An 11739-nucleotide genomic window follows, 5' to 3' on the forward strand; every position below is an offset into this window, starting at 1 on the left:
GCTTTTATTTATTCCCTTGCAGCAATGATAATAGATAGCAGCCATAACTATTTTTGTTTAGCTCATTCGCCATCTCTTGCAATTTATCTGTAGACAACCAACCTGAGTTATAAGCAATTTCCTCTAGACAAGCGATTTTTAAGCCCTGACGATGTTCTATCGTTTGTACAAACATACTTGCCTCCAGTAAGCTTTCATAAGTTCCTGTATCTAACCAGGCAAAACCACGTCCTAGTAATTCTACTTTTAATTGATTAAGTTCAAGATAAATTTGATTGATGGCAGTAATCTCTAATTCTCCACGATAAGAAGGTTTGATTTGTTTGGCAAACTCAACAACCTGATTATCATAAAAATAAAGTCCAGTAACTGCATAGTTTGATCGAGGATTACTAGGTTTTTCCTCAATTGAAATTGCACGTAGGTTTTCATCAAACTCAATTACCCCGAATCGACCCGGATCTTTCACTTGATAGCCAAAGACTGTAGCTCCGGACGACCTGGAAACAACCTCTCTCAACTTCGGAGTTAGTCCCTGCCCATAAAAAATATTGTCACCCAATACCAGGCAAACAGAGTCAGTACCGATAAATGATTCACCAATAATAAATGCTTCAGCTAAACCATTGGGATTTGGTTGAGTCTCATACTTTAAGTTCAAGCCAAATTGTTCCCCACCCCCAAGCAGACGTTGAAAGGAACTTTTATCTTCAGGGGTTGTAATAATTAAAATATCACGGATACCAGCGAGCATTAATACTGAAAGAGGGTAATAAATCATTGGTTTGTCATAAACTGGAAGCAATTGTTTAGACACCCCTTTTGTAATCGGATGCAAACGAGTGCCTGCCCCACCGGCAAGAACAATGCCTTTCATATTTAACTCCTTAAATCCAAGTGTCATTAAGACAGCTGGAATAAACTGCTGCAAACCATTTTTTTAATACCTTATTCTCAATTCATTCAACCAGGTAAGTTCACTTCAACTAGTTTTGGCGTCGTCAATAGAGATTTAAAATTGAATAAAATGATTAAAATAAATCCCATAATCAAACCACATGCTACTGAAAAAGCAATAAAAAAATTACTTTTATAACGTGTATATGTTTCTGATACTTCAATAGAACCATCTGGTCTTGAAAAAACAACATTAGTGAAATCAGGTTTATAATTTAACAAACTTTGCATTTTTTCTAAATTTCTTATGCGAGGAATATATTGAACATCGGTTTTCTGTTTAATTTTATTTATTTCAACAAGCAATTCTTTTACTTCTTTTTGATTATCAATATTGACGTGAGGTAAGTTGCTATACGCAGATCGAGCTAACAATAGTTGTGATGTTCGCTGAGCAAGGTCATCTTCTCGCGCATTATTTGCAGCAATACGTAACAATTCAAGCTGCTTATCCAGGCTATTCTTTAAAACCTGAAGCTCTCTTTGAATGATGGAAGTTAATACAGCTTGAACTTTATCATTCGTCATTTCTATCACATGGCGTATAGATGATGAAGCAACTTCAGGGCTGTGAGCATTAACAATCACACTAAAGCGATCGATATCGTTTCTAATAACTACAAGTGAGATAGGAAAATCATCTTCATGGTTTTTGTTGTTTTTTTGTTTACTATTTAAAAATTCCTTTCTCGTTGTTTCGGCAGCAAGAAGGGCTAAAAAAATTTTATATACTTCTTCCGCATGAAAACTTGGGAGAGTGATATGGCTTTTCAGTTCTTTAGATAATTTTTTATTAGTATTAAACAATTGATCATTTAGACCAAATAAATCACTATTTGTAGGAGGCATTAAGATGATCTTTGCCTGATAGACAGGCTGAATCTTTTGAACATATAAAAAAGTAGATAATGAAATAATAGTTGTCAGAATTACAATAAACCATTTTCCACGCCACAAAGCCCGGAACAACTTAATTAAATCTATTTCGTTGCCAACTACTGATTGTGTACTCATGCGAACTCCCTAATTGCCTCTCCAACTCATTCAACCGAGCAGTCACACCTGTCATCAACTGCCTCTATTTTTTTGTTCCTTCAAATTTTTCAGCTGTTGTATTGCCCTCGCTAGTAATACCATCTCGAAGCATCACTTTTTTAAGTGTCAAAAATAATATTTTGACATCTAACCAAAAGGATTGGTTATCTACATACCAAATATCCAACTTGAATTTGTCTTCCCATTGCAATGCATTACGCCCGCAAACCTGAGCTAACCCAGTAATTCCTGGCTTTACATCATGGCGTCTTTTTTGTTCTGAATTATAAAGAGGAAGGTATTCAACTAATAGCGGACGCGGACCTACTATACTCATTTGGCCAGCTAATACATTCAAAAACTGAGGTAGCTCATCTAAGCTGGTTGCTCTAAGAAATCGCCCTAAACGAGTCATACGCTGTTCATCTGGTAGCAATTCACCTTGAACATTTGTAGCATCTCGCATTGTTCTGAACTTAATAATTTTAAAAATTTTACCATGCAAACCAGGACGATCCTGGTAAAAAAATATTGGGGTTCCCAAATTATAACGAATCAGAAGTCCAATGACTAAAATTAGCGGAGACATTACCAATAATAATGTGCAAGAAAATAAAATATCAAAAATACGTTTAATCAAAATGCTCTCTTTTTAATATTCGCTTGAAAAGACGCAATCTAATCAAGCAATTAATCCAAAGCGGTTGTGAAAAATCAAATTCCGTATTCATTGGGGCCAACGTGCCACAAACTCACACCAATGGAAAAATGATTATTATAGCGATTTAAAGAAGGTTGATAAACAGAATGGCTATTAAAGTAGGACAAAATCATACTTTGCCTGCAGAATGTAATATTAGCGTCATTTCACAGGAGAAAATTAAGTGCAAAAAAACAAAATATTTGTCTTCTGCATATCAATTAGTGAGTCCATTTCGCAAATTAGCTGGAATAGCAATAGCCATTTTTTGTGGTTTAGGTAAATTTAATCCTTCCATTATAGCAACGTATTCATCACAAGAATTCACTTGCAGTCTTGGATTAAAGCGTTTTTCCTCACCAATAGTGCTTACTGTCATTCCATTATAATCATGAGCTGGATATACATAGGTGTTTTCAGGCAGAGCGAGTAACCGATTCAGACTGTCGTACTGTGCCCTGGCACAACCTCCTTGAAAATCAGTGCGGCCTGTTCCACGAATTAATAATGTATCTCCAGTAAACACTTTATCATCCACTAAAAAACAATAAGAATCACTCGTATGACCAGGCGTATACATTGTCTTCAGTTTAAAGCCATCAAAATTAATTATTTCGTTATCTGAAAATCTGAGTGATACAAATTCTGCCTGAGTTTGCATTCCCATTCCAATCTGACAATTGGTTAATTGCTGTAATTCTCCCGTGCCCGTAATATGATCGGCGTGCATATGTGTGTCCATAGTGACAACCAATTTCAATTCAAGTTGTTCAACTAATCGTATGTAATGACTCACATGTTCCTTCACAGGATCTATCAAGACAGCTTCTTTGCTGTTATCAGAAGCCAAAAGATAAGTATAGGTACACGATTCACGATCAAACAATTGACGAAAAAGCATTAAAGGTCCTTTTAAAGTTATTTTTTAATGATGCAAAACTAATTATAGATAATGAATGAGTAAGTCATTTAACATCAATCAAATTAATTCTTTTTCTACAAATTTTTTGCAATCATATTGGGGTAATAGATGGTGATCAATATCATTTAAATTTTTAGCAGCTAAATCCTTAGCAGAAAGTTGAATTTCATTTTCAGAAGGCCAAGTGATGGATAAGGCCGGATCGTTATAATTGATTGCCAACTCAAATTCAGGATAATAATAATCAGTACATTTGTAGAAAAAATCTGCCGAGGGACTTAAAACATAAAAACCATGAGCAAACCCCTTAGGAATCCACAATTGACGTCGATTTTCAGCAGAAAGTACCACACTCACCCACTGCCCATAAGTAGGTGAACCTAAGCGAATATCCACTGCAACATCAAAAACCTCACCTGCCAGTACTGAAATTAATTTTCCTTGAGGATGGCGACTTTGGAAATGCAATCCACGCAGTACCCCTTTGCGTGAACGCGACAGATTATCCTGCACAAAACTATCCTTAATCCCAAGCATGTTTTGATAGCGAATATCTTGAAAAGATTCATAAAAAAAACCCCTCTCGTCACCATGAATCGTTGGTTCAATAATTTTAACCTCATCAATGTTCGTATCGAGTATGTTCATTGTTCCCTCAAAAAATGAGCCGCTTTAACCTGCATATAATAAGTTGATTTCAGACAATAAATTTTTTCCTGCCTGACCATCTAACTTTCCCCACAAGCCACTCTTTTCAATTTGTGCTGACTTGATCTTTTCATAAAAGTTATTTTGTTTCGTTAATTTTTCAAGAGTCAGAATAAACTCCTTTTTATCAAATAGAGTGAGAACTCCATCTAAATTTGCGTAATCATCGTATCGATAACGATACAAATCATAATTAATTACAGGAATACCACAGGTAATAGCCATTCTGATGGTAGCGGAACTGACCGCCATATAAATTGCACTCAAAGGAATAACTTCAGCGATATCTCCGTAAAATATTTTTACAGGATACTCATTAATATAATCAACGCTGGAGGGCTTAATTCTGGGATGTAGGTTAATAACAATGTTGTATTGTTCACTATATTTTGACAATTCACTTATTACAAATCGAACGGTTTCTTCAAAATCCTCAAATTCAATGAATTTTTTTCGGCTAGCACACTGATCAGGAGGTAAGGCGCACAAAATCATCGGCTTGTCGGATGTGAAATTAAGTGACTCATACAAGGCCTTACGATGGATTTCTGCCTGTTGTAATCTAAAGTAAAGATCATCATTACAGAGCGCTCCGGTAGCGCGCAAATGTTTTTCCTCAATGCCTGCCGTGACATAATAATCCTTCATAGCGTCACTTTCCAACGCTAAAAAATCAATATCACCACTATTCAACAGCCAAGGATTTTTAGGAGTAATTTTTAACATTTCATGAAGCAGCACAATTTCTACCGGCAAAATCAATGGCCTTCCTTTATAGACATGAACCCAATGTGGAAAGGCGTCGGCACAAATTCGATTATAAACCTGCTCCAGGGAGCGAGAGGGGTCATCATAGAAAGCCTCCGCCCACTCCAATGTATTTGCAATTGTAAATGGTACAATAATAGAAGGAATATTATATTTTCTACCAAAATAGACAAAAATTTGGGTGAAATAAAAAAGATTATGCTCCGGAAATACCATTAATTTTATATTATGCTTTAATAAAAGGTCTGGTATTTGCGCACAATACTCACGGGCAGCTCGCGAAATAGCTGGCAAGAATTGGGGAAACCTCTTCCAAATTAATCGATAGAATGCTAGTAAATATTTTGATGTGTTACTAGCTTTAAGACTCGGCTGTTGGAATCTATCCGCACTAAACTTTTTCCTTTTTTTCAGAGGTAATAATTCTGCTTTGAATTTCTTTTTACTCTTAAACTTTAACTTATTTAATTTTAATGAAGGAAACGGCATCTTTAAATATTTAAAGATTTGTAAGAAAAACAAACATTTTCTTATCCCAAAACGAAGGATTCTCAACCATAATTTTCGCTGGGGAGGCGTATAGGTTTTTTCAAAAAAAAGAATAACATCAATTCCTTCTGCCTCACAAAGGGCAATATCTTTTCTTGAGCCCTCATATTCCGCATCAAAAAAAACAATAGGTACATAACTATGATGCGCCTTCATTAAGCGGGCAACTCGTATTATTTCCTTAAAATGAGTAGAGATATGTACAAATAGTAAAGTATTTTTTGGTGTAGTCATAACTGCAATGAGTCATCCAATAATTAGCAATTATTTAGAAATTTCATTAAGAAGCTCTGCTTCTTTCAAGATATCTCCAATTCCATTTTGGGGGATAATTTTCCAAGCCAGTTTAGGACGTAACATACCCTCAGGCCAGGAGCCCTCCCAATTTGAACGAGCACCAATAGGTAAATGATCTTCAATAATCTTCATAGTCAAGCAGTCCATCTGGGCAATACCAGGCTCGACCGCACCTGTCTCTATAATGTAAATTGAGATATTGAACTGGCCTTCATTCAAAAGCTCTTTAGGGATAATTACTTCCTCATGATAAAGACCTGATTGGCGCTCAGCATTATTCGAGGTGAAGCAGGCATTATCCATACAAGAAAATAATCTTAGACCACTAGATGACATTAAATCCATTCTAATAGTAAATTTTGCATGCGGACTTAATACATCAAACTTAATTTGTAAATGAATATTTTCATTTACCGTAAATTTTTCCTGGATTTTTCCATCCTCACCTTTTAACCTACAGGACAACAACCTCACAACATTAGGAATTTGTATTGAATCTAATTCCCAGTTTTGTTCCGCACGAAGCGAACATTTTGGTTGCGTTTCAATAACATTAACCGGATGAACAGATGGTGGAAGAACAGGAATAGGCTCTTCTGTAACCTGATTGGCGAGATCAATCAGATTACTTTCATTTGATTCTAAATCATTTGTGACAATGATATCTTTAATCGTGGCGATTTTTCCATGGGATATTTCGATTGTTTTCTTGCAAATGGATTCGATAGATTTCATGTCATGGCTTACAAAAATAACTGAACGTCCATCGTTAGCCACTTCCAACATTTTTTCTTTACATTTCTTTTGAAAATCCGCGTCTCCTACAGCTAGAACTTCATCGATCAGTAAAATTTCTGATTCAAGGAAGGCCGCGACAGAAAAAGCAAGACGCATATACATCCCTGATGAATAACGCTTAACAGGGGTATCTATTTGAGTGCCAAGTTCAGAAAACTCAAGAATATCGCTAAAACGCTGATTAATCTGTTTTCTCGTCAATCCATTGATAGCAGCATTTAAATAAACATTTTCTCGTCCGGTTAATTCTGGATGAAAACCTGTGCCGACTTCCAGTAGACTAATTAAGTGACCTCTATAGCGAAACTCACCGTAAGTAGGCGCGGTAATTCTTGATAAAATTTTTAATAATGTGCTTTTACCAGAACCATTTTGACCAATAAGACCAATTCTTTCGCCAGGCTTTATCTCAAAATCGATGTCTTTTAACGCCCAAAAATACCCAGGGGAAAGTCCTTCAGTTTGGGCTTCCGAGACAACAACTTTTTCAGATTTCTTTGTTATGTCCTCTTCTACTTGAACATTATCTTTTCTCTTTCCAAAAACCGTTTTAACTTTTTTTGAGAGCTGTTCATAGATAGTTCCATGATGAGTTGCACCAGCGCCTAAACGATATACCTTACTTAAGTTCTCAACCTTTAATATCCAGTTCATAATGCATCTACTATAGATTGTTCATGTTTTCTGAAAAAAGTAAATCCAATCACAAATATCAAAATCGCAGCTGAAAATCCAAAAACAAACTGCTCTGGATTTGGCCACCCTCCTTTCAACGCATCACGGTAGGCACAGATAATCATACTCATGGGATTAAATTCATACCATAAACGTAACCAGGATGGAGAAGCAGAAACAGGGTATAAAACCGGGTTGGCAAAATAATAAAATTGCAAGGCTAGTGGAACAAACAATCTAATATCGCGGTAACGCGCGCTAAACGGTGCAAGAAGCAATCCCAAACCCATTGCATACATGCATTGAATCAATAATAAAAGAGGAAAAAGGATAAACAAATGATAATTAAAAAGGCCATAAATTAGGGCACATATTACTATTAATCCGAACCCTATCAAATAATCAATCGCTGCAGATAGCGTATAAGTACCACTTAACAATAATCTGGGGAAGTAAATTTTATTGACTAAGCCGGCATTTCCTTCTACAGCTCCCATGCTCATGTTAATCATAGCCATGAATCCATACCAGGGTATAATGGCTACAAGATAAAATAATAGGTAAGGCAATCCATCTGTTGGGATCTTAATCATAAAGCCAAAAACAAAGGTAAATACCCCAACCGTAATAAGTGGTGACAAAATTAACCAACCAAAACCTAAGACAGTTTGTGAATATCGGACTTTAATATCTCTTGCGGTAAATACCCAAAGAAGCATTCGATACTGCCATAGATCCTTCAGGTAAGTTTTCAAAGGTTGGATATCACCGGCTTTAATTACTGTTTCCTTTAGCAACTTCTCTTCACTCATAATGATAAACATCCTAGAACAACTTTAATTACATCAAAAAACCCATTCAATAACGAATGACCCTATCTCCGTTTTTGATAACCTTTAAGCTATAACTAATGGAAAGCATTATTTAAAAGCAAAAAATCCTTCCTTAAACTTCCACGTACTTCTTTGCTTTATTAGTTTGCGTATTGTATGACTTTAACTATTTAATCACAAGTTCAAATTTTGCCAGCTATATCAAATGTCTGTCTTTTTAAATACATTAAATTAACTGCTTAATTTTTTAATGAAACATTCACGCTCTTGGAGAATCATGGAAGAGTTTCTTCTTTTAATTCAACCAATTTCTCAACCAAAGCCCAATCCAAGACCGTATCCACATCTATTCCTTCGCTAGTTTTAGCGACAATAAGCGCCTTTGTTGGCGAGCTATAAAACGACTTGTTTGTCATTATTTGCTCAGTACTTGCTATATAAACTGAACCGTTTAGTTTATATAGAGGAGACGTTTCCTCGGGAATTAAACTATTATTGAATAGTTCACTTGGGCTTAAATTGCCATTCGTATCAATAGTTCTATACCAAGATGGCTTCATCGCGACGGAATTAACCGACACAACACTTAAACCAGAGGCAATATGCATTTCAACAGCCTGTTTTATTGTATCTGGTTTACGAAAAGGGGACGTCGGTTGAAGCAACAATACACTATCAAAATTAATATTCATTGACTGATAGCGTTCCAGCATATCGATGACTGCATAAATAACATCGGATGAATCTTCAGCTAAACTTTCTGGTCTTAGCCAAGGTACGCTGGCACCGTATTGCAAAGAGATATCTGCTATTTCCTGGGAATCCGTAGAGACTACGATTTGGTTGCAGCAAGCAGCTTTCTGCGCAGCCATGATGGTATAAGCAATTAATGGTTTCCCGTCAAGTAATCTCACATTTTTACCTGGTAATCGTTTGGACCCAGCTCTTGCTGGTATAATTGCTAAGATCTTCACTTATAGAATTTCCCAAATTTGCCTTGATAAGATACATTTATCATATCCAACAACCTAGCTTATTTCTAAGAGTTAACATTCGAAGTAAAGTAGAATACTTGCTTCTAATGTCCATCACAAGCTACTTATTAAGTAGATGACATCATATTTATTACTCCTCAGGATTATAAAAGTTAGCAAAATCTGCTATTTGATTTAACTTATGGAGTTAATTGCTTAGACATCCAATTAGCTAAAAAGCGATGTCCCTCCTCATTAAAATGTGAAAGATTCAAAAAAATTTTCTCATTTTCTTGTATGCCCAAATTCAAGCAATGGGCTTTAGAAAATTGCTTACAAATCAAGTTAATATCATTAATTTGCTTTTCCAGATCCACTAGTTTAAATCCATTCTGAAGAATGCCCTCTTTATAAATTGGAGAAACAAAGAAATAGACATGTTTTGCCACATCCGATGCCAAGGATAGGATGCTAGTGAGCTCACTTGTGTAGATTGGAAATTTTTTCTTAAATTGTTCATATGATTCGACGTAATTCTCCGGTAAAGAGAGAAACTGGTATATATGCTCGCTTTGTGTGCCGAAAGCGTAACGGTCGCCAAGCTCAAGATTAAGAATAGAATCCATACCGTGAGGGTAGAATAAATAAAATGAGGAGAAAGAAGTAATCAAGGAATCTATTGTTAATGGGTTATCGGCGGCTATGGGGATCTCTGATTTTGTAATCACAAAATTACTAGAGGTAAAATTGAAAAGATTGACTTCAATAATCAACGTATCTACAAACAATTTTTTTGACTTTAAAAACTTAAGATTTGCAAGCATCAGATCTCCTGAATCACCAATTATAGAGGCATTCAGTATTGAATAACTTTTCATTTTTTTTCTGAGATAGTTTGTAAAGTTATTGTCTAGGGTCAATCCATATCCATAAGAGAAAGATGAGCCTAAAATTAGTAATATAGGCTTAGTACTTCCTCTTATTTTTTCAGTTAAATAGGCACTTGAAAATCGATATCTTTCCTTACCCTCGTAATTGCGAATATTTGGCATAAAGCCATCATAAATATAAGACGTAACCAATCCAAGAATATAACTATAGCCGATATGCGTAAGTATTAAGCCACCTAAAATTGCCAGCAAATATTTATTGTATATCTTTTTAAACATATTGCAGTTTTCAACTAAATTAAAAATTTAAAATTAAGGAGTTGTAGACATACTTGAGATGGCTAGATAAAGAGCCCTTGGTTAATTCTAAAAAAGTCTGAGTTGAATTCATTAGCATGATGGTATTCGGTACGGCCAAACTAAGAGTCAGGCAAACAATTAGGAACATACCAAAAGATATATAATTTAGCTCAAGGAAGAACAATAAAAAAAGATATGAATTAAAAAACATTCTGATCAGTCCCTGACATGGAGAATAGCCGGCAGTGTAGTTTGTATCTACCTGTTTTACAATAGTCCTCGCAATCGATGATACAGCAGTAGATTTAAATATTAAGCTCGGATAAAATGCGCCTCACACTTTCTGATATTCCAAGCGTATGACAAAAATAATAATTATTGGTGCTGGTCAATTAGGCAGTCGACATTTACAGTCTCTTAATCTCCTTAATAAAGAACTTGATATTACAGTTATTGATCCAAGCATAAGTTCATTAGAGACAGCGCGTTCACGATTTGAAGCAACCATAAAAGATACTAAACACCAAATCAACTACCAACAAGAGTTAAATACAAAAGGTGCAATTGATATTGCTATTGTTGCGAGCACAGCTCAAAGTAGACGAATGATTATCGAAAAACTGCTCAATGAGCATAGTTCTGTTAAGCATTTGGTTTTAGAGAAATTATTATTTACTCAAGAACAAGATTATTACGATATCGCTCAATTACTTTCAAAGCATCAAACCAAAACTTGGGTTAACTGCACGATGCGTATGATGCCCTATTATCAAAATCTCCCCAATTTATTTCATAAGCAAGTTATTCAATACCATGTAACTGGCAGTCAGTATGGCTTAATTACAAATGCGATTCATTATTTAGATCATTTAGCTTACATAACCGGAATAAATAAATTTGAGTTAGATACTCGCTATTTGGATAAACAAATTATCGAAAGCAAAAGACCCGGTTATTATGAAGTTACCGGAACATTAATCGCACGATTTGAAAATGGTAGCCTCGCTTTTTTGCATAGTGATAAAGCTGGTATGGCACCTATTCAAATTGAAATTTTCAATGAGAAATATCGTATTATTTCAAGAGAATGGGAACAGCAAGCCTGGCAAACAAGCTTAAACAATGATTGGAAATGGGAAGAGGTAGAAGCAGCAATCCCCTTTCAAAGTACGTTAACAGCTGAATTAGTAAATTCCTTGCTCGAACAAAACCAATGCTCATTAACTGATTATGAAACCTCAATGCAGATACATTTACAATTACTAAATCCGCTAAAGTCATTTTTAACAGAATGCGGTTTCCACAGTGAGGTCAGTTATCCATTTACTTAAAA

11 protein-coding genes are annotated in these 11739 nt (G+C 35.4%); 1 reads left to right on the plus strand and 10 read right to left on the minus strand.

The annotated features are described in order from the left end of the window. Positions 1-4 precede the first annotated feature (4 nt). From rfbA to PXX05_RS08090, 10 genes are all read right to left on the minus strand, one after another. Positions 5-877, minus strand: coding sequence for a glucose-1-phosphate thymidylyltransferase RfbA (gene rfbA, locus PXX05_RS08045; RefSeq protein ID WP_275087709.1), 873 nt, complete (start codon positions 875-877; stop codon positions 5-7). An 86-nt stretch (positions 878-963) separates the two neighbouring features. Continuing rightward, positions 964-1971 carry a Wzz/FepE/Etk N-terminal domain-containing protein gene (locus tag PXX05_RS08050; RefSeq protein WP_275087710.1) on the minus strand — a complete coding sequence of 336 codons (1008 nt, stop codon included), beginning with the start codon at positions 1969-1971 and terminating at the stop codon, positions 964-966. Positions 1972-2035: 64 nt separating this feature from the next. Beyond that, on the minus strand, positions 2036-2632 hold the full coding sequence (locus PXX05_RS08055; RefSeq protein WP_275087711.1) for a sugar transferase: 597 nt from the start codon (positions 2630-2632) through the stop codon (positions 2036-2038). A gap of 277 nt (positions 2633-2909) precedes the next feature. Then, entirely contained in the window at positions 2910-3593 is a 684-nt protein-coding gene (locus tag PXX05_RS08060) for an MBL fold metallo-hydrolase (RefSeq protein WP_275087712.1), read from the minus strand. A gap of 78 nt (positions 3594-3671) precedes the next feature. Beyond that, positions 3672-4262 carry a dTDP-4-dehydrorhamnose 3,5-epimerase gene (rfbC, locus tag PXX05_RS08065; protein WP_275087713.1) on the minus strand — a complete coding sequence of 197 codons (591 nt, stop codon included), beginning with the start codon at positions 4260-4262 and terminating at the stop codon, positions 3672-3674. A gap of 24 nt (positions 4263-4286) precedes the next feature. Next, positions 4287-5873: a hypothetical protein gene (locus tag PXX05_RS08070; RefSeq protein WP_275087714.1), complete on the minus strand. Its 1587-nt coding sequence runs from the start codon at positions 5871-5873 to the stop codon at positions 4287-4289. A gap of 30 nt (positions 5874-5903) precedes the next feature. Then, a complete protein-coding gene (locus PXX05_RS08075) occupies positions 5904-7388 on the minus strand; it encodes an ABC transporter ATP-binding protein (RefSeq protein WP_275087715.1) in 1485 nt (494 codons plus the stop codon). Then, entirely contained in the window at positions 7385-8221 is an 837-nt protein-coding gene (locus PXX05_RS08080) for an ABC transporter permease (RefSeq protein ID WP_275087716.1), read from the minus strand. Before PXX05_RS08080 ends, PXX05_RS08075 begins: the two co-directional genes overlap by 4 nt. Before the next feature lie 296 nt (positions 8222-8517). Beyond that, positions 8518-9216, minus strand: a complete 699-nt coding sequence (locus tag PXX05_RS08085) for an acylneuraminate cytidylyltransferase family protein (protein WP_275087717.1) — start codon at positions 9214-9216, stop codon at positions 8518-8520. 200 nt (positions 9217-9416) lie between these two features. Beyond that, positions 9417-10385, minus strand: a complete 969-nt coding sequence (locus tag PXX05_RS08090) for an SGNH/GDSL hydrolase family protein (RefSeq protein WP_275087718.1) — start codon at positions 10383-10385, stop codon at positions 9417-9419. Between the two features lie 380 nt (positions 10386-10765). Between PXX05_RS08090 and PXX05_RS08095 the strand changes: the two genes are divergently transcribed. Continuing rightward, positions 10766-11737, plus strand: a complete 972-nt coding sequence (locus PXX05_RS08095; RefSeq protein ID WP_275087719.1) for a Gfo/Idh/MocA family oxidoreductase — start codon at positions 10766-10768, stop codon at positions 11735-11737. The last annotated feature ends 2 nt before the right edge of the window (positions 11738-11739 follow it).

This window comes from Legionella cardiaca (genome assembly GCF_029026145.1).
In the GTDB taxonomy this organism is placed as follows: Bacteria; Pseudomonadota; Gammaproteobacteria; order Legionellales; family Legionellaceae; genus Tatlockia; species Tatlockia cardiaca.